Source organism: Sinorhizobium sp. RAC02 (genome assembly GCF_001713395.1).
Lineage (GTDB): Bacteria > Pseudomonadota > Alphaproteobacteria > Rhizobiales > Rhizobiaceae > Shinella.
In genome coordinates, this window is sequence record NZ_CP016450.1 from 3,145,432 (window position 1) to 3,165,002 (window position 19,571).

The following is a 19,571-nucleotide window of genomic DNA, read 5'->3' on the forward strand; positions in this document are numbered from 1 at the left end:
CCGATGAGCAAGGGCATCATGTCCAATTCGATCATGAATGCGGCGGCGGGCATGCTGCTGCTGGTGACCGGATTCGCCTGCTCGATCCTTGTCGCGCGCCTGCTCGGGCCGGAAGCCAACGGCACCATTGCCTTTGCCCTGTGGATCGGCGCGACGGGTTCGCTCGTCGCCGAACTCGGCACCGGCGTGCTGCTGCTGCGCCTCCTGCCGCAGCTGAAGGCACGCGGCGTCGACGATGCGGGGCGGCGTGGTTTTGCCGCCTATCTGGCGCTGCCGGTCATCGCCTCCACCATCATTCTCGTGGCGCTCTATTTCGGCGTTTCCTTCAAGACCGAGCTGCTCTACGGCACCGATGTCACCACCGGCATCATCGTCTTGACGGCGGTGCTGCTGTTCATCCAGTCGGTCGGCTCCTTCTCGAAGAATTTCCTGATCGGCGAACAGCGCCTCGGCACCTTCTTCCGCATCACCGCGCTGTCCTCGCTCCTCCAGTTCGTCTTCGTCGTCGTGGGCGCGATCGGTTACGGCATCCCCGGCGCGCTCGTCGGCTACATTGCCGGGCAATGTGTGCAGTTCGTCTACACGCTCGGCCTGTTCGGGGTCCGCCGCGACAATGCCGGCTATCGCCGGCGTTATCTGCTGGCCAATTCCGCCGTGCTGTTCTTCGAATTCGCCGTCAGCGCGGTCTTCCTCAATCGGCCGGAACTGTTCTTCCTGCAGCATTTCCAGACGCTCGGCGAAGTCGGCTACTACGCCGTCGCCCTGTCGCTCGCCAATCTCGCGCTCCAGCTTCCCGTGCAGCTGACCGGAAGCCTGCTGCCGTTCTATGCGGAGCGGCGGGAGGCATCGGGCGGCAGCGTGCATGCCAGCATTTTCGATGGCGTGGTGCGCAGTTTCGCCTATATCACCTTCCCGCTCTGCTTCGGGCTTGCGGCCATTGCCCATCCGCTGGTGACCGCCGTCTACGGCGCACCCTTCGCCGAGGCCGGGCTGATCGTTGCGATCCTCGCCGCCGGCTCGCCGGCCTATGTCTTCGGCCAGCTCGTCACGCAATATCTCTACTCCATGGACCGGGTAAAAATCCGCCTGGTGGCAAGCGGCGTCGGCGCGGCCCTGATGGTCATCGGCCTGTTTTTCGTCGTGCCGGTTGCCGGTGGTGCCGGGGCCGCGGCGGTGCGTGGCGTCGTCTTCGCCATCATGGTCGTACTGCTGCTGACGGGCGTCGGCCGCGGCGCGATGTCGGCCGGCCTGTCGGTCATCGTGCTGAAGGTGGGCGTTGCCGCCGCCGGCTGCGGCCTTGCGGCCTGGCCGATTGCCGAAAAGATCGGCGGATTTACCGGCGTTATCGTCGGTATCCTGGCGGGGGCTGTCGCCTACGGGGTTCTGCTGCGCCTGCTGAAGGCGGTGCCGGCGGAGGATGGAGCCGTCATCGACAAGATGCTGGAGCGCCTGCCGATGAAACCCGGCCGGATCGCGCGCCGGCTGCTCGCCCTCGTGGTGCCGCCGCCGCTGTCCCAGCCGGTCGGAGAGTGAGACACCATGCTGCGCGGGGAGACCAGGCAAGACGATATCGAGCAGCATGACCCCGCGCCCCGCTGGCGCGCCGGGGAGGCAGCCCTTCCCGTGACCTTCGAGGGCACGGTCGGCCTCTACACGCCCGCTGCCGCCTCCACACCGCCCGCGGATGTCGCCGTGCTCTTTCTCAGCCCCTGGGGTTTTGAGGAAATGTGCACGCGAAAACTCTGGCGGATCATCGCCGAGCGCGTCGCCGCCCACGGCGTCGCCAGCCTGCGCTTCGATTATCCCGGCACGGGCGACGCGCTCGATACGCCTGACGAGCAGAGCCTCGAGACCTGGTCGCAGGCCATCCTGGCGGCCGCGCGCAAGCTGCGCCGGCTTTCCGGCGCCGCTCGCCTGGTGCTGGTCGGCCACGGCCTTGGCGCGACGCTTGCGGCAAAGCTCGGCAAGGCGCTCGATACTGAGGCGGCCGTGCTGATGGCCCCGGTGGTCAGCGGCCGCTTCTATCTGCGCGAACTGGCCGCCTGGTCGAAGATGGTGGATGAGGGCCTCGGCCTGCGATCGGAGCAGCGCATTGCCGGCCGCGTCGCCGTCGCCGGGCTGGTCATGCCGGAACAGGTCGCCGAAGCCGTCAAGAGCCTCAGCATCGACCGGCTGGATGCGCTGCCGTTTGCAAAAGCCCTGGTGGTAGCGCGACCCGCCCGCGAAAAGGATGCGGCCATTGCCGCTCATCTTTCCAGCCTCGGCACCGTCGTCGCCAGCATGGACTACGCCGGCTACGACGATCTCGTCTCCAACCCCACATTGGCGCATCAACCGCAAGCGGTCATCGATGGCGTTGTCCATTGGATCGCCGGCGTGGCCAAGGCGAGTGGACGCGCGCGGGCCGCGACGGACCACGTCGCTTCGGCGCTGCTGACGGGCGATGGCTTCGTCGAAGAGCCGTTGCGTTTCGGCGAGAACAACCGGCTGTTTGGAACGCTTTGCGGCCCGCGGGGGCAGCGCCATGGCGCGACCGTGTTGCTGCTCGGCACCGCTTACGACCGGCAGGCCGGCTGGGCGCGGGGCACGACGGAGACCGCCCGCTATCTCGCGCAGCACGGTATCGTGTCCCTGCGCTTCGATGCCGCCAATGTCGCCGACAGCCCGCCAGCACCAAACGCGCCCGAACAGGTGCAGTACAGCGAGACGCAGCTTGCCGACGTGCGGGCGGCGATGGATTTTCTCGTGTCGCGTGATCTCGCGCCAGTCCTTCTTTCGGGCCGGTGCAGCGGCGCCTATCTTGCCTTCCGCGCCGCCGTCACGGACGAACGCGCGGCCGGCGTCGTGTCGGTCAATCCCTTCACCTTCCGCTGGGATCCGGACATGTCCGTCGACGAGGCGCTCAGGGCCAATCCGCGCTCTCTCGACGATTATCGCCAGCGCGCCTTCGACCCCGCCACCTTCCGGCGTCTGATTTCCGGGGATATCGACCTGCGTCGCGCGGCGGCCAATGTCGGCGTGCAGATCGCGCGCCGCCTTGCCGTCATCGCACCCCGCACGCTCGGTCGTTTCTCCCGCTTCGGCCGGTTGCGGGGCGATACGCAGGCGGATTTCCGCCTGCTTGCGAAACGCGAGGTGCCCGTGCTGCTGGTCTATAGCGAGGGTGACGTCGGGTTGGAGCGGCTAAAGCTCGATTTCGGCCGCACCGGGCTGGATGGCTATCACAACGTGGCGGTCGAGATGATCCCCGATGCGGATCACAATCTCTCGCCGCCGCACGCCCAGGCTGCCTATCGCGCGCTGCTGCTGAAAGCTGCCCTCAAGATCGGCTGATTTTTCAGAACGAAAGCAGGGCCTCGACGCCGACACCACCGACCGTGCCGGAGGGTTTTTTAGTTGAATCGGCACCGGTGAGCGGCATAAGCCGGATGGTCTTCACGCCACCCGGTGCCAGATGGAACCAGTTGTCCGAGGGCAGAAAACCGTCGACGTCGATTGCGACGGACTGGGCGAAACGGTCCGTTGAAAGCTCGAGGCTCCAGCCTTCAAGGCTTTCGAGGAGTGTGGCGCTGATCGCCGGGGAGGTCATCGCCTCCGCCCGGCCGCGCGGAAAATGGAAGGCATCGGCGACAACCGTTCCCGCCGCATCGATCAGCCGGCCGACCGTCACGTCATGGGAGGGCGGGCCGAAACGGAAGGCATAGGTCGTGTCGAAGAAGGCGCCAAACAGTGCCGTTGCTGGCATGGTCTGCGCCGAATGCGGGGCGAGCGTGATCTCCCGCCGGCCGCTGACGACCGGCTGGCGGCCGTGCCGCAGGCAGGAGAGCTCCAGCGTCAGGGATTGTTCGCGTGCGCTGTCGTTGATCGCGTGCACGTCGAGCCCGTTCGTGCCCTCGTCGGACAGCATGACCTGCACCGGCCGGAAGGCGCGGCGCAACGCATGCCAGGCGGATTTCGGCAGGCCCGTGGCATCCACGATACCCCAGCCGGCGCCTGGCAGCAGGTCCTGAAACGTCCAGACGAGCGCGCCGTTGCAGGTGGATTTTTCGCGGCGCCATTCGGCAAAGGTGGCCTCCATCACCTCGGCGACGACAGCGCGGGAAAGATCGAGATAGCGGGCAGGCTCCTCGCGCCGCAGACGCGCCGGGTCGTGGCCGTAAAGCAGGCCGAGATAGTGGTCGCGCACATCCTCGAAGTCCCAGGAGGCACCGCGGTCGCGCGGAACACGCGCCTTCCAGCGCGGATCATGCACAGGCGGTACCGGCAGGTGCGCATCGAGCGTCTGCTGTTCCGGCACGTTGGCAAAGGCAAGGCTTTCGGTGGCAAAGCGCACCTCGGCGCGACGCGCATCCTCCAGCGGCCGGCAGTAAGCGCCGACGCCGTAATAGTGCGTGACGCCGACATTGGGCGAGAAGGGCATCGCCCCACCAACAGGCGAATTTTCGACATAGGGCACATCCGGGCGGTGCGCCGCGACGAGGGCGGGCAGGATGTCGAGCGTCAGCGGCCCGGCCCAGGCCGTTTCCGGCAGGCCGAGCATCGCCGCCTGCTGGTCGATCTCACTGCCGCCGCAGAGCACGGCAAGCGACGGCGAGGCGGCGGTCGCGTCGAGGAACTGCGCGACCTCGGTGCGGACATTTTCGACAAAGGCCGGATCGTTCGCCGGGTAATCAAAATTGGCGAACTGGAAATCCTGCCAGACCATCAGGCCGAATTCGTCGCACAACGCGAAGAAATCCGGCGTCTCATAGACCATCGTGCCACCGATGCGCAGCATGTTCATGTTGGCGTCGGCAGCAAGTTTCAGCAGCGGCGCGTAGCGGTCGCGCGTGCCCGGCAGGTCGACGATATCGGCAGTGGTCCAGACGGCGCCGCGGCAGAAGATTTTGGTGCCGTTGACGCGCAGCGCAAAATCCCGGCCGTCCGCGCCGCGGTCGATCTCGATGCGGCGAAAACCGGTGCGGCCGAGCTTTTGCCGCACGCCATCCACCACGAGCGAGATATCGTGCAGAGCCGGCGTGCCATGCGTGCGCGGCCACCAGGCTTCGACGTCGGGAATGGTGAGGCTGGCGCTGAAACTGCGCTCTCCGTTCGCGATCGCTTCGACGGCAACGCCGGCGCATTCCACCATAGGCGCCGTGGCGCCATCGAGCGTGAAGCCGATCTCCAACTGGCCCTTGCCGTTTTCGTGAAGGCGTGCGGAGAGACGGATATCGGAGGCAATAGCGGGCGTCGGCCGCGACAGGCGCACCGGCCGCCAGGGGCCGGCGGCATGAACCTCCGGGCACCAGCCCGGCATGCGGCCAAGCAGCGTGGTGCGCACGAGGCGCAGGCCCTGCGGCGTGATCATCTGCGGCCGCCAGCGGGCACGGGGACCGCGTTTTTCGAGATGCGGTTTCAGTGCACGGAAGCAGAGGGCGAGCCGGTCGTTACCAGTGAGCGTGACGGGAAGCGCATGGCGCACGAACATGCTGTCGGAGGAAAGCACAAGCGCCCCGTTCCACCAGATCTCGGTGATCGTCGCGAGACCATCGAAATGCAGCACGGCGTCACCCGGCTCGTCACCCGAGAGGTCGAGCACGTACCAGGCGTCGAGATGGTCGAGCGGTTCGGGCGCGGTGCGGTCGAAGCGGCCGGCGCGTTCGAGGGCGCCGGCAACCGTGCCGGGCACGGGGGCATCGAGGACATCGGAAAGGTCTTGCAGCGCGGCGGGGTCAGCGGCGGCGTTGGCCGCTGTCAGGGCCATGCGCCAGCCGGTGGAAAGCGCCTTTCCGATCTCGGACATTCCGTCTTCCTTCAGTCGATGCGGGCAGCAAGGCTCGACATCAAAGTATCCCATGCCTCGATCGCCGGGTCGAGCGCCGTCGCCAGCGGATCGAATTTCCGGCGCGTTACCGCGCGGGCGAGCAGGAACTGCACGGACTTCGCCGTCTCCGAAATTTTTCGCGCGGCATCGCCGCCATCAAGGCCCAGCCAGTCGAGATGGCTTCCGGCCAGCTCGAAATTGGCACCGAGCTGGCGCAGCGTGTTGAAGGCATATTTGTGGAAGAAGCCGAAGGGGCGCTCCGCCACGGCCTCGACCTGCTTTGGAAACACCTTCGCGAAGGCCGCAACCGGGTTTTCCGTTGGACGCCGGCCGAAATGGAAGGCGAGCAGGCGTTTTGCCTCACGGCGCAGATGCGCTTCGTCGGCCCGCTTTTCCGGGAACTTGGCGAATTCCGTATAGGGCAGGAAGGGCAGATCGTCCGGGCCGTTGTTCAGCTGGAACAGGCCGTCGAAATCCTCGCCTGCCAGCCGGAAGAAGCCGGCATTGTGGAAATAGTCGAGCTGCTTGTTTTCGAGATCCAGCCGGTTGATCGCGACCGTCGTCTTGCCGTGCTCCTGACGGTAGGCGACGCCGCGGGTGTCCGGCATGTAAAAACTGTCCATCTCGACGAGGCAGAGGCGGCCGCGCGCGATCTGGGTCGCGACGTGGCTTTCCAGCTTGTCGAAGATGGCGAGTTCCGTCGCGCGGATGCCGTAGAGCGTTTCGAGGTCTTCCAGCGGCACCTTGAAGAAGGTGAACTGGTCGCCCTCGAAATCCTGGGTCAGCGAAAAGCCGAGCATCGCCTCCGGGTGAGTGCCGAACGCATTCAGCACCTCGATCCAGAGGTCGACGTAACAATTCGTCTCCGGCCACATGCGCTCCGCATCGTGCAGCGCGTGCGGCCTATAGGTCTCGGGATTGGCCCCGGCGAAGACGGCAGCCATGCTCAGTCCTGATATCCCAGAACCTTGCGGACATCCGCCGGCCAGGTCGCAATATCCATGCCGTGGCGGGCAAAGAGCGCGAGCGCGATGCGCTCCAGGCCGAAGCCGACGCAGGCGGTGTGCGCGACGTCGCCGTTTTCGAGGTTCAGCCCCCACTTCGTGCCAAAGGCGTCCTGGTGGTAGTTGAAGCTCATGCAGGCGGTCGGCTTGGCGGCAGACGTCACCGGAATGAGCAGTTCGAACTTGAGGTTCTGGTCACGCTGGTTGTTGGCCATCATGCGGCCGGCGCGGCCGAAGAACGGGTCGTTCGCCACGTCCATCGTCACGTCGAGGCCGACCTTGGCCATCATCTCCAGGCCGCGGTCCATCCAGGTCTGGCGAAACTCGGTCACATGCTCCTGCGTGCCCATGCAGACATATTCGCGCATGCGGAAAAGCTGCTGGCGGGCCGGGTCGTTGGAGGGCTCATGGCGGAAGCAGTAGGACTGCAGGTCGTAGAGACCGCCCTTGGCCGGCAGGCGGCCGCGCTTGGCGATCGTCGGGTAGAGCGGATAGCAGGCCGCCGGCGTCAGCACGATGTCGGTCGCCTTCTGGTCCTTCGTCCAGTCGCCACCGACTTCCATGCATTGCAGCAGGCTCATATGGTCGAGATCGGCGCCGCAGAAGGCGTGCACGGTGCCGGCGAGCTGCGGAAAGCTCTTCATGTAGCCGGAGGTCTCGAAATGCGCGCGGTTCATGCCGGGCGGAAAGCGCATGGCTTCCGCGCCGTCGGGGCCGCCATAGACGTCGATCAGCCGCTCGAAGCGGGCGATGACATCCTCGAAGGCGCCGCTGCGGCCATAGAGGCCTTCGACGCCGGTATCGATGAGCAGGCCCGAATCGAAGAGCCTGTCGAGAAGGGAGGTCTGCATATCCATGGTGTCACCCGATCAGGCTGGTGTCCTGCTTGTGGACAAGCAGGAGGTTTGACGTGTTGCCGAGGATGCGGTCGTTGGAAATCATCAGCTGGGCGGAATGGGCATCGCGCAGGTGCCGGCCGATGCTGAACGGCGTGCCGTTCTTGTAGCCCATGATGCCGACGATCAGCATCGCCTGGTTGATGATGGCGAGGATCGTTTCCGAGGAGGCGATCTTCACGTTGTTCATCGCGACCGCAAAGCCCATCGAGGACAGCTTGTCCGGATCCGCCTTGGCGGCCTCGTATTCGCGAAGACCGGCGATGGTGTTCGACTTGACGAGCTGCAGCAGGTTCGAGGCTTCCGCGAGGCGCAGTGCGCCGGGCGGTGCGACACCGGGGCTCTTGCGCGCGGCGGCTCGTACGAAGGCCTGAGCGCGGGAAACCGCGTTGACGGCGATGCCGTACCAGACAGCGCTCCACAGCAGGTGCGAGGTGGCGAGCATCGACTGGGCGGCGATCTCGGCGAAGGGTTTGGGAAGGATCTGTTCCTTCGGCGCTTCGCCCTTGAACAGCCAGCCGTCCGAGCAGGTGCCGCGCATGCCGAGCGTATCCCAGACATGGGTCTGCTCCAGCGTGTACTGGTCCCTGGTGAAGACGGTCATGACCTGGTCGGTCGAGGCGGCGTCGGCATGCGCCCGCGACGTGATGAGGATCGCGTCGGCATGCGCGCCGTAGGAGATGACGGTCGCGTCCTTGGTGAGGCGGCAGGTGTCGCCGTCGACCTCGATGGCGCAGATGCTGTTGCGCAGATTGCCGCCGATACCGCCTTCAGTCGTCGCAGAGGCAAGCAGCAGCTGTTCGTCGGAAACCCGGCGCATGAAGGCCGAATGCCAAGTATCACCCGCGCCGTGCGAGACGAGGCTCGACAGCTTGATGTGGTGCATGGCGAAGACCATGGCGGCGGCCGAGCAGCTCTGGCCGAGCAGCGAGCAGGCTTCCGCGATCTCGGAGACCGAGGCATCCTCGCCACCGAGGCTTTTGGGGATCTGGATGGAGAGCAGCCGTTCAGCGATCATCGCATCGACAGCTTCCCGGGGGAAACGGCCTTTGGCGTCCACGTCGTCGGCATGCACTGCGGCCACGGCGGACACGCGCTGAGCGCGTTCCGCGAAGCTCGTACCGACGGTCATGGTCATTCGGCCGCCTCCGCGCTGCCGGTCAGACCTTCGACCGCCCGCGTGATTGCGGCGATGCTCTGGAAGGACTTGCGGTTCAGGAGATTGTCGGGAAACTCGACGTCGAAGGCCTCCTCGAGGCCGAGCATCACCTGTACGGAGGCGAAGGACGACAGGCCCGCCGCATAGAGATCGGCATCGTCGGCCAACGTCTCGACCGGCACCGGGAGACCGCCGTGTTTGCCCAGAATGTCACGGATCTTCTGCTTCATGTTGTTCTCCATCGCTTTGTTTGTCGTTCACGGCCGGACAGCGGGCCGTCGTCGTATTCTTCCTGCAAGACATAACCGACGGTTGATAAGATCGGCTGAAGGGACATGGATAAGATTCGGTGAAGCGCTTCGGCAACCTGGCCGGGTGCGGGACGCTGTTTTACGCAGCGCGCTGAAGAAAGTCTGACCGGCGCTTGTTTTTCAATGGGTTGCGCGCGATTGCAGCTGTCTCGTGCTGATACGCACCGGCAAAGTTGAGGCTTTGTTAACCATATCCTGAGACTGTGCGACCTAGCCATCGCGTAGCCATTGCGTCGTGGCAGAGCATCATTGCAGCAGGCTGGTTGCCAGAGGCGGCCGTTCAGGCGTTCCATGGACATAGATATTTTTCAGTTGCCGGGAATTGTGCTGAAGAGAATTCACTATGTGATTCTCTGCGCGCTTGCCTGTGCCGTGCTCGCACTCGGCTTCGTGATGACGCAGAAGCCGTTCTATCGCTCCACGGCGGAGGTTTTCGTCGATATCCAGCGCGGCCCCGTCGTCGGTACCGATACCGGCGGCACGATGAACATGCAGCAGCTGATCGGCAGCCAGCTTTTCCTGTTCCAGTCGCGTGAAGTGCTGCGCGACGTCGTCAAGCGCCTCGATCTCGAGAAGGATCCGTATCTCACGGGTGGGGGCGGTGGCCTGGTCTCGAAGATCCTCGGGCGCAAGCCGCCGACGGGTGACGCGACGGACGGTGCCGTCGATGCCATCCTGGAAAACCTGCTGGTCGCCCGCAACGGCGACACCTTCGTTTTCACCATCCAGATGAAGCACCGCGACAGCGAAATGGCCGCGAAGATCGCCAACGCCATCGCCGAGAGCTACCTGCGCATCGCCGACACGTCGCGTCTCGACGTCAACCTGCGCACCTCCAAGACCATCGAGGAGCAGACGGAAGAGCTGCGCCAACGCGTGCTCGATGCCCGCGCCAAGGTGGAAAACTTCCGGGGCGAGAACGGCCTGTTGACGACCGGTGAGCAGGGGCTCATCGCCGACCAGCAGCTTGCCGCGCTCAATCAGCAGTTGATCGCCGCCCGCCAGCAGGTCGAACAGCAGAAGACGGCCTATGACCAGGCGCAACAGCTCAACATGTCCGACGTCGAATCGGGCGCCATTCCGGAAGCGCTGCAATCCACCGCGCTGACGGGGCTGCGCAGCCGCTATTCGCAGATGCTCGACCGTCAGGCGGAGCTTTCGGCCAATCTCGGCAACGGCCACCCGCAGATGAAGGCCGTGCGCTCGCAGATCGCCAGCATCCGTGGCGCGATCGAAAAAGAGCTCGTGCGCATTCGCCAGCTCTCGGCCAACACCTATCAGCGGGCGCAGACGAACCTCGCCTCGGTGCAGAGACGTTTCGATGAACAGTCGACGGCGACGGGCGACAATGGCAACGTCCGTTACCGCCTGGCGCAGCTCATCAGCGAGGCCGACGCGATCGACACCGTCTATCGGTCGTTCCTGACGCGCGCCGAGGAACTGAGCCGCCAGCAGGGTCTCGGCAACGGCAATTCGCGAATCATCTCGGCCGCCACACCATCCGGCAAGGCCATCCAGGCGCCAAAACTGCTGGTGCTCATCGCCGCCATTCTCTTCGGCACGGCTGCCGGTGCGGCGCTTGCCGTGGTGCGCGAGCTGTTCGGCGGCACCGTGCGTTCGGAAAAGGACCTCGTCACGAAGACCGGCGCACCCGTCATCGCCGTCATCGAAAACGAGAATGCCGGCCGCAGTGAAAGCCGCTGGAGCGACAAGTTCGCCCGCGTGGTGCCGTTCGGCCGCGAGGCGGCACGGCACGATGCGACACCGCGCGTCTCCGGCCTGACGCGCGCGGCACACCTGCTCGACGCCCAGTTCGAGCCGGGCGTACCGGTCACCATCGCCGTACTCTCCGCCGGCAATGCCAGTTACGACAATGCCGCCCTCGGCATCGCCCGCGAATTGCAGGTGCTCGGCCAGGACGTGCTGTTTTCCGACGGCGAGCTTCGCCGCGTGGCGCAGAGCCCGCTGCGCGCCGCCGGTTCGGTGAAGATCCGCACCGATTTCGCACGGCCCTCCGGCGAGCGGCATTCGCGTGGCCACGCCCAGACGCTGGAAGACATGCTGCATTTCCGCCGCCTCGGCTCCGGCGGGCTGCGCAAGGTCGCGGCCCTCTCGTCCGCCCGCGTCAGCACGTCCTTCCGTGACGAGGCTGTCGATTTCACGATCATCGACTGCTGCGGCACGCCGGCCGAGGCGATCCTTCCCGCCGTGCTGCGCCATGTCGACGGCATCCTGGTGGTTTCCGCCATCGGTGCAACGGGCAGCGAGGCGCTGTCGGCGCTCATCGCTGAAATCGCGCCTTGGCGCGACAAGCTGGTCGGCAATATCCTTATCGGCGACCGGGCCGCCTGAGGAGAGCGAGATGGCGGCGCGGCAGGCCTATGCAGGACATTCCGGCTCCGGCGGTTTCGTCCACCATGCCGTGCCGGCGCCCGACACGGCGGACGGCGGCATGCCGCTCGCCATGCGGCTCTACCGGTTTCTCGCGATCATCACCGTGCTCGGCGCGCTGGTGTTCAATCCGTTCCTCGCCTTCGTCAACACGCGCATCATGGGCGTGGCCGACAGCCATGTGATGCTCGCCGAACTGGCGATCGTCGGCTGCACCTTCATCGCCGCGATGACGCGCAAGTCCGGCCTCTACATCTTCCTCGCCGTGTTCTTCACCTACATGGTCTTCCTGTTCATGCTGCGCGGCGGCGCGGTCAACCCGAAGCCGATCCGCGACATCCTGATCCCGCTGGTGTTCTATTTCATGGGCCGGCGCATCGCCGACCTCAAACTCTGCGACCGGCTGGTGGTGGCAAGCGCCGTCATCGTCGTCGTCTTCGGCCTGTTCGAATATCTCTTCCTCGAAACCTTCCTCGAATATTTCAACGTGATCGGGTACTACCTCGCGCGTGGTTCCGTGACGCTCGACCAGACCTTCGGCCAGACCAAGGGCCTGTTCATCTCCGGCCAGCGCCCGGAAGCGCGCACCATCCTGCCTTTCCTCGGCCAGCACCGCGTCTCCTCGGTGTTCCTGGAGCCGGTTTCCATGGGCAATTTCGCGGTGATCATCTATTCTTGGGCGCTGTTTCGCGGCCGGGCCTTCAAGGGGCGCTGGCTCACCTTCCTGCTCGCCTTCACTGTGGTGGCGCTGGCGGATGCGCGTTTCGGCCTCTACACCTGCGTGCTCATCACGCTGCTCTATCCGTTCTACCAGCTCCTGCCGCGCATCGTCTGGAGCGTGCTGCCCTTCTTGCTTCTGGCGGTGCTGGCGGTCTATGGCGTGACCTCGGTGGAGGGTGGCGGGCCGAACGATCTTGCCGGGCGTTTTGCGGTGACGGCGCATATCCTGACGCAGCTGACGATCGGCGTCGTACTCGGCATCGAAACGACCAGCCAGTTCGTCTCGGATTCAGGCCTTGCCTATTCGCTGGTGGCGTTCGGCCTCTTTGGCTTCATCATGCTCTGGAGCCTGTTCGTGCATGCACCGGTCGCCCATGCGAAGGCGTGGAAATTCCACTCGATGGTCATCGTCTACATGCTGCTTCTGATGCTGATCAGCGATTCGTTCTATTCGATCAAGACGGCCGCATTGATGTGGTTCATCCTCGGCAGTTCCAATGCCTTCGACCATGGCAAGGAACTGGCGACGCTTCTAGCGGCGAAGCGCAAGGCAGCTGCCGGGCCGGGCCGGCAGGTTGCCGCCTGAAACGAGGGCTGCGAGCTGCGGCCGGTCGCCCTCGGCGGTCGGCTGGATGTTGAGCGGTTCCGTCGCCGGCCACCAGTCACCCGCCGCCCAGTAGGTCCAGCCGGTCCAGACATCCGCTTCCTTGCCGATCAGCGCCGTCATGCGGGTTAGCCCGTCCAGGCAGGCGGGATTGGCCGATGCACCGAACTCACCGAGAAAGCCGCGCTTGCCGTTGCGCTTCAGCCAATCGGTGAAATGCTGGAGAGCACCGACCGCGTCATCCGCCCGTTCGCAGGTGTCGGTCGTGCCGGAAAAATCCTTGTCGAGATATTGGTGGACCTCGTAGGCATTGTTGTCGGCAGGATCCTCGATACCGAGCATGACGGCGCCGTTCGCGCCGCCCGGCCGGTCGTCCTCCCAGCTGTGCGCACCGGTCCAGATCGTGCCGGGGATCAGGATGAGGTTTTTGGCACCCGTTTCGCGAATTCCGGCGATGGCCGCATTGGCGGAGGCGAGCCATTGGTCGGCCGGCACGTCGTGCGGCTCGTTCATCAGGCCGAACTGCACGCCGTCGTCATCCTTGTAGTCCTCCGCAAGGCGCTTCCAGAAATCGGCAAAGGCGCTGTTGGGCACCTCGGTCGAGCCGATCTGCTTGTCGCCGTAATAGGCGTAGTTGTGCGGGTCGAGGATGACGGTCATGCCGGCACCGCGCAGCGCCTTGACCGTTTCGGCAAGCCGCTTCCTTTCCGCCTTGTCGAAGCCGCGGCCGAGCCGCGGTTGCAACCGCTCCCACTTGAAGGGCAGCCGTACGGCATTGAAGCCCTTGCCGGCGAAATAGGCGATCGTCTTTTCCGAAGGGTAGGCATAGTCCTTGTTGTAGGTCCCACGTCCTTCGCCGAATTCGGCGCCGGCGAGATTGATGCCGCGCAGGCATCCCGCACTCGCCTGGAGGGGAACCGAAAAGGCCACCATGGCTGCCACCAGTCGAAAGAGTGTTCCGCTCCGGGATGAGGATCGCATGCCTGTCTCCGTTCGGCTCAGGCGCCGGTCCGCTCCGTGAGCAAGCCACGTGGTTCCTCGCGCCGGCCGTCGCCAAGGGCGGCACGATAGACGTCGACATAGCGATCCGCCACCCGGTCCCACGAATAGGCCGCAGCCGCGTCGATTGCGGCGCGGCGATAGCCGGCCGGGTCGCGCGAAAGCATCGTATAGGCATCGCCAAGACCTTCGGCGGCAAGCCGTGCATCGGCAAAATCGCAAAGCCGGATTTCGGGGTGGCTGGCCGCAAGGTCCGTATAGGCGACGTTCGGGTGCAGCACCGGCACCAGCCCCGCCGTCATCGCCTCGATGGCGACAAGGCCAAAACCTTCATATTCCGAGGCCGAGACAAACAGCGAGGTATCGCCGATCAGGTGGCGCACGGCGCCGTTCGACAGGCCGACATGCACATCGACATTCTTCTCGAGCCCGCGGGCGCGCACCATGGCGGCAAGATCGTCTCCGGAATGATCGCCCGGCACGCCGGCGATCTCCAGATGCCATTCGGGATTATCAGCCACCAGCGGCACCATGGCGTCCATCAGCCGGTCAAGGCGCTTGTTGACGGAGAAGCGACCGATCGTGATCAGCCGGCGGCGCGGTTCGCGCGCGCCCGCATCGGCGAATTTCTGCGTGTCGGCACCGTTGTCGATGCGGGTGACACGGCGGCCGGCGATGCGCTGGAACGTGCGGGTATCCTGCGCGCTGCACCCGATGATCCGGCGATAGGCGAAGGAGGAAAAACGGGTCGTCGTGTTGAACCACAGCGTCTTGAGGCCGGAGAACTTCGCCGTGTGGAAGAAGCCGCCATGGGTGGTGGCGACGAGCGGCTTGCGATGCAGGAGCCAGCCCCAAGCCAGCGCATCGTAGAAGAAGTCGATCGCATGCACATGCACGAGGTCGGCGTCAGCGAGATGGCGGAAGACTTTTGGCGCGATCGGATACCGCGTGCTGCCGGAGAAGGGAATGCGCACGACCTCGACGCCGTCGATCATCTCGCGGGCGGGCAGGGCCTTGTCCGGAGCGGAAAACAGCCGGTCGAGCGTGACGACCCGCACGCGAAAGCCGCGCGACAAAAGCTGGCGGGAAAGCTGTGCGACAACATCCTCCAGCCCGCCGCGGTTCGGGATGTACTGGCGCACGACCTGCACGGCGAGCGGGGCCGAGGCATTGGCGGAGGAGGTGATGGTTGCTGGGCTCATTCCGGTCATCCGTCGCAAAGGGCTGAAACGCTGCACCCGCACATGGTTCGGGCGATGCCGGGCGGCGTCATCCGCCCTTTCGCGCCGATCAAGGCGCGGGCAACCTTAAGGTGACGTTAAGGCAGGCTTTGGGCGGCGCTTCTTTGGCGAACAGGATTAAGAGATTGCAAGCGCCGGTTCTCCCGGCTAGAGGCGTGAACGTCGCCAGCTCTGGCGTTCGGGCGCGCTACGCCCCCCAAAAACAGGTTCCGATCCCATGACTGCCTCGCCAGTTTCTGCCCCGCTCTCCTCCGGCCAACGTCATCCGCTCCGGGTGTTGCTGTCGCTTGTCAGCGAGGAAAAGGGCCGCGTGGTGCGAGCGGTCGCCTCGTCGGTCATCAACAAGATCTTCGACGTCATGCCGGAAATCCTGATCGGCACCGCGCTCGACGTGGTGGTGCGCGGCAAGGATTCCTTCGTGGCGCAGATCGGCATCACCGATCCTGTGCAGCAGCTCACCCTGCTCGGTATCGCGACCTTTCTGATCTGGTTTGGCGAATCACTCTTCGAATATTTTTACCAGGTCCTCTGGCGCGGCCTGGCGCAGGACGTGCAGCACCGCCTGCGTATCCTCTGTTATGACCACGCCCAGCACCTGCCGACGAGTTTTTACGAAGAAAACCGCTCCGGCGATCTCGTCGCGGTGCTGAACGACGACATCAACCAGCTCGAACGGTTCCTCGATCGCGGCGCCAACGAGCTGATCCAGACCTTTGCCGCCGTCATTCTCGTCGGCGCGGTCTTCTTCATCGTCAGCCCGCTGATAGCGGTCATCGCCTTTACGCCGGTGCCGGCGATCATTGCTGGCGCCTTCTGGTTCCAGCGCCGCGCACAGGCGCGTTACGACGCGGTGCGCGCACGCGCCGGCGGCCTCGGCGCACGGCTCACCACCAACCTGCAGGGCCTCCAGACCATCCGCGCCTTTGGCGCGGAAGTGCGTGAGACGGCGGCGCTGACGAGGGAAAGCCTCGGTTATGTCGAGGCGAACCGGGCGGCGATCCGCGTCTCCTCGGCTTTCATCCCGATCATCCGCATGGCGATCCTGTCCGGCTTCCTCGCCACCTTCCTGATCGGCGGCTGGCTGACGCTGACGGGGCAGATGCAGGTCGGCGCCTATGGCCTGCTCGTCTTCCTGACCCAGCGCCTGCTCTGGCCGATGACGGGGCTGGCGGAAATCGCCGACCTCTATGAACGCGCCATGGCCTCGACGCGCCGCATCCTGCGCCTGCTCGACGAACCGCGCGGCGAACCGCATGGCGAGCACGACGCAACGGTCTCCGGCCGCTTCGAGATCGACCACGTAAGTTTCCGCTACACGACCGGTCCCGGCGGCGTGACCGATATCAACCTCGCCATCCGGGCCGGCGAGACGGTGGCGCTGGTCGGCCCGACGGGCAGCGGCAAGTCGACGCTGATCAAGCTGCTCGGCCTGTTCATCCGCCCGCAGAAGGGCCGCATTACGCTCGATGGCGTGCCGCTAGCCGACTGGTCGGGCGAGCGGCTGCGCAAGAGCATGGCGTGGGTTCCGCAGGAGGTAACGCTGTTTGCCGGCTCGATTGCCGACAATATCGCCTATGGCAAGCCGGCCGCAGGCCGCGAGGAGGTCGAGGCGGCCGCGCGAATGGCGGAAGCCGATGGCTTCATCCGCGATCTGCCGGACGGATACGAAAGCGAGATCGGCGAATACGGCCAGAAACTTTCCGGCGGCCAGCGCCAGCGCATCGCGCTCGCCCGCGCGCTGCTGATCGATCCCGCCATCCTCATCCTAGACGAGGCGACAAGCGCCGTCGACAACGAGACGGAAGCGGCGATCCAGCGTTCGCTCGCCAAGATGAAGGGCAAGCGCACCGTGATCCTCGTCGCGCACCGGCTGAGCACCGTGGTGCATGCGGACGCCATCCACGTGATGGACGAGGGCCGCATCATCCAGTCCGGCTCGCATGACAGGCTCGTGGAGTGCCCCGGCCTCTACCGCAACCTGTGGAACATCCAGACGGGGCACGCGGAGGCGGCCTGAGCCACCGTTGTCAAAAACGCCCGGCCCCGGTTTACCCGGCTGTCTTCATGCCACGCTACTGGATGAGGATCGCCCGGAAATCGTTGACATTGGTGCCGGTCGGACCGGGTACGAAGAGGTCGCCGAGCGCGTCGAAGGCCGTCCAGCTGTCGTTGCGGGAGAGAAATTCGGCGGCATCCTTGCCCTTGTCGGCGAGGCGCGCGACGGTGCCCCCATCGGCGAAGGCACCGGCATTGTCTTCCGAACCATCGATACCGTCCGTGTCGGCGGCAAGCGCGGAAAGGCCGTCGAGACCATCCGTGGCGCAGGCGAAGGACAGCAGGAATTCGCCGTTACGGCCGCCCTTGCCCTTGCCCTTGATCGTCACGGTCGTCTCTCCCCCCGAGAGGATGACAACCGGCTTCCGGAAAGGCCGGTTACGGCGCACGACCTCGGCGGCGATGGCTGCGTGAACGCGGCCGACTTCCGCCGCCTCGCCCTCGATCGCATCGGAAAGGATGACGGCTTCGACGCCGGCCTTCCGCGCGGCTTCGGCAGCCGCCTCCAATGAGACGGCGGCGGAGGCGACGAGCCTGACCTCGTTGCGGGCAAAACAGGCATCGGACGGCAGCGGCGGCTCGTCCTTGCCGTCGCGGATATGGCGCATCACGGCGTCGGGCAGGTCGAGGCGGTAGCGCTCGATGAGACGAAGCGCATCGGCGCGCGTCGTGGCGTCGGCAATGGTCGGGCCGGAGGCGACGAGGGCGGGGTTGTCGCCCGGAATGTCGGAGACGACGAGGGACACCACGCGGGCGGGATGGGCAAGTGCCGCAAGCCGTCCTCCCTTGATGCGCGAGACCTGCTTGCGCACGGCATTCATGGCGCTGATCGGCGCGCCGGAGGCGAGCAATGCCTTGTTGACGGCGATTTCGTCGGCCAGCGTCAAATCACCGGCCGGTGCGGGCAAAAGCGCGGAACCGCCGCCGCAGACGAGTGCGACGACCAGATCGTCTGCCGTCAGGCCCCGCACGGCGGCCATCAACCGGCCGGAGGCGAGCAGGCCGCTATCGTCCGGCACCGGATGGGCGGCTTCGAGAACGTCGATGCGCTCGCAAGCCACGGCATATCCATAGCGCGTGACGATGACGCCCGTGAGCGGCGCATCCCACAGCCGCTCGAAGGCACGCGCCATCTGCGCGGCACCCTTGCCGGCGCCGATCACCACCGTGCGGCCCTTCGGCTTTTCCGGCAGGTTGGCGGCCAGCACCTTTTCCGGGTCGGCGGCAGCGACCGCGACGGAAAAGAGGGTTTCGAGAAAGGCGCGCGGATCGGCGATGGGCGGCATGCGGTTCCTCCGGGTCATGCGGGTGGTCGTATTAAACACAGCCCCTCATCCGCAAGCCAGTGCCATCCTCCAAAGCGGAAGATGGCATGGCGGGATGAGAGGCTGTCTTCCTCCTCCAGAAAAGGGTGACCGGGCGGGGCTCCCCTCCCCGCCCGGTCAGGCCGTCATGCGACGGCGTGGTTCGCCATGCGCTCCAGCGCCGTGACGAGACCTGAGTGATCGAGGCCCGCATCGCCGTGGGCGGCGCACTGGTTGAAAAGTTCCTGCGTCGAGGCGGTGTTGGGCAGCGAAACGCCCAGCGCCTTGGCGCCCTGGAGAGCCAGGTTCAGGTCCTTCTGGTGCAGCGAGATGCGGAAGCCAGGATCGAATGTACGCTTGACCATGCGGTCGCCATGAACTTCGAGAATGCGCGAGGAGGCAAAGCCACCCATCAGTGCTTCACGGACGCGGGCCGGATCGGCACCGGCCTTCGAGGCGAAGACGAGGGCTTCAGCAACCGCTTCGATGGTGAGAGCGACGATGATCTGGTTGGCCACCTTGGTGACCTGGCCGTCGCCGCAATCGCCGACCAGCGTGATGTTCTTGCCCATCAGCTGGAAGAGCGGCAGCGCCCGGTCAAAGCTCTCCTGCGAACCGCCGGCCATGATGGAGAGCGAGGCGTTCTTGGCGCCGACTTCACCACCCGAGACCGGGCCATCGACATATTCGGCACCGGTTTCGCGGATCTTCTTGGCGAATTCCTTGGTGGCGATCGGCGAGATCGAGCTCATGTCGACAACGAGCTTGCCGGTCTTGAGGCCATAGGAAACACCGTTTTCGCCGAACAGCACGTCCTGCACTTCCGGGGTGTCGGGCAGCATGAGAATGATCGTGTCGACGGTCTCGGCCAACGCCTTCGGGCTGTCGACGATCTGCAGGCCGTTATCGACCAGGTCCTTGTGCGGCGGGATGAAAAACTTCGAGGTGACGACCGTGTGGCCGGCGTTCTGCAGGTGGCGCGCCATGGGGGTGCCCATGATGCCGAGGCCGATGAAACCGATATTTGCCATGATCTAAACTCCCAATCTTGAAACTATTTGCTTGTTTTGCGCAATTCCGG

General features: G+C 65.3%; 14 protein-coding genes. 5 read left to right on the forward strand and 9 right to left on the reverse strand.

Annotation, left to right across the window (positions count from 1 at the left end; genetic code table 11):
* Nucleotides 1-3: 3 nt before the first annotated feature.
* Together BSY16_RS15225 and BSY16_RS15230 are read left to right on the forward strand one after the other, a co-directional pair.
* Nucleotides 4-1,533, forward strand: coding sequence for a lipopolysaccharide biosynthesis protein (locus BSY16_RS15225; RefSeq protein ID WP_069061565.1), 1,530 nt, complete (start codon nt 4-6; stop codon nt 1,531-1,533).
* Between the two features lie 6 nt (nt 1,534-1,539).
* Nucleotides 1,540-3,333, forward strand: a complete 1,794-nt coding sequence (locus tag BSY16_RS15230) for an alpha/beta fold hydrolase (RefSeq protein ID WP_083242921.1) — start codon at nt 1,540-1,542, stop codon at nt 3,331-3,333.
* A gap of 4 nt (nt 3,334-3,337) precedes the next feature.
* Here BSY16_RS15230 and BSY16_RS15235 read toward each other — a convergent pair whose 3' ends face one another.
* Genes BSY16_RS15235 through BSY16_RS15255 form a run of 5 tightly spaced genes read right to left on the reverse strand, consistent with a single transcriptional unit; the run spans nt 3,338 to nt 9,095 of the window.
* Nucleotides 3,338-5,785 (reverse strand): beta-mannosidase, encoded by a 2,448-nt coding sequence (locus BSY16_RS15235; protein ID WP_069060448.1) that lies wholly within the window; start codon nt 5,783-5,785, stop codon nt 3,338-3,340.
* Nucleotides 5,786-5,796: 11 nt separating this feature from the next.
* Complete coding sequence (locus tag BSY16_RS15240) at nt 5,797-6,750, reverse strand: DUF1839 family protein (protein ID WP_069060449.1); 954 nt, start codon at nt 6,748-6,750, stop codon at nt 5,797-5,799.
* Between the two features lie 2 nt (nt 6,751-6,752).
* Nucleotides 6,753-7,667: an amino acid--[acyl-carrier-protein] ligase gene (locus tag BSY16_RS15245; RefSeq protein ID WP_069060450.1), complete on the reverse strand. Its 915-nt coding sequence runs from the start codon at nt 7,665-7,667 to the stop codon at nt 6,753-6,755.
* A 4-nt stretch (nt 7,668-7,671) separates the two neighbouring features.
* Nucleotides 7,672-8,844, reverse strand: a complete 1,173-nt coding sequence (locus tag BSY16_RS15250; RefSeq protein ID WP_069060451.1) for an acyl-CoA dehydrogenase family protein — start codon at nt 8,842-8,844, stop codon at nt 7,672-7,674.
* Complete coding sequence (locus BSY16_RS15255; protein WP_069060452.1) at nt 8,841-9,095, reverse strand: acyl carrier protein; 255 nt, start codon at nt 9,093-9,095, stop codon at nt 8,841-8,843. Before BSY16_RS15255 ends, BSY16_RS15250 begins: the two co-directional genes overlap by 4 nt.
* 372 nt (nt 9,096-9,467) lie before the next feature.
* Here BSY16_RS15255 and BSY16_RS15260 point away from each other — a divergent pair, with 372 nt between their 5' ends.
* Both BSY16_RS15260 and BSY16_RS15265 read left to right on the forward strand, forming a co-directional pair.
* Nucleotides 9,468-11,528 carry a GumC family protein gene (locus BSY16_RS15260; protein WP_083242922.1) on the forward strand — a complete coding sequence of 687 codons (2,061 nt, stop codon included), beginning with the start codon at nt 9,468-9,470 and terminating at the stop codon, nt 11,526-11,528.
* A 10-nt stretch (nt 11,529-11,538) separates the two neighbouring features.
* Nucleotides 11,539-12,873 carry a hypothetical protein gene (locus BSY16_RS15265; protein ID WP_069060454.1) on the forward strand — a complete coding sequence of 445 codons (1,335 nt, stop codon included), beginning with the start codon at nt 11,539-11,541 and terminating at the stop codon, nt 12,871-12,873.
* On the opposite strand, the gene BSY16_RS15270 is transcribed toward BSY16_RS15265, so the two are convergent.
* Together BSY16_RS15270 and BSY16_RS15275 are read right to left on the reverse strand one after the other, a co-directional pair.
* On the reverse strand, nt 12,820-13,872 hold the full coding sequence (locus BSY16_RS15270; protein ID WP_069060455.1) for a glycoside hydrolase family 5 protein: 1,053 nt from the start codon (nt 13,870-13,872) through the stop codon (nt 12,820-12,822). The genes BSY16_RS15265 and BSY16_RS15270 overlap by 54 nt on opposite strands.
* Nucleotides 13,873-13,889: 17 nt before the next feature.
* Entirely contained in the window at nt 13,890-15,092 is a 1,203-nt protein-coding gene (locus tag BSY16_RS15275; protein ID WP_069060456.1) for a glycosyltransferase family 4 protein, read from the reverse strand.
* A gap of 256 nt (nt 15,093-15,348) precedes the next feature.
* Between BSY16_RS15275 and BSY16_RS15280 the strand changes: the two genes are divergently transcribed.
* A complete protein-coding gene (locus BSY16_RS15280) occupies nt 15,349-17,148 on the forward strand; it encodes an ABC transporter ATP-binding protein (RefSeq protein ID WP_069060457.1) in 1,800 nt (599 codons plus the stop codon).
* A 55-nt stretch (nt 17,149-17,203) separates the two neighbouring features.
* Here the strand turns inward: BSY16_RS15280 and BSY16_RS15285 are convergent, their stop codons facing one another.
* Nucleotides 17,204-18,472 (reverse strand): glycerate kinase type-2 family protein, encoded by a 1,269-nt coding sequence (locus BSY16_RS15285; protein WP_069060458.1) that lies wholly within the window; start codon nt 18,470-18,472, stop codon nt 17,204-17,206.
* 164 nt (nt 18,473-18,636) lie between these two features.
* Nucleotides 18,637-19,521: a 2-hydroxy-3-oxopropionate reductase gene (locus BSY16_RS15290; protein WP_069060459.1), complete on the reverse strand. Its 885-nt coding sequence runs from the start codon at nt 19,519-19,521 to the stop codon at nt 18,637-18,639.
* Nucleotides 19,522-19,571: the final 50 nt, after the last annotated feature.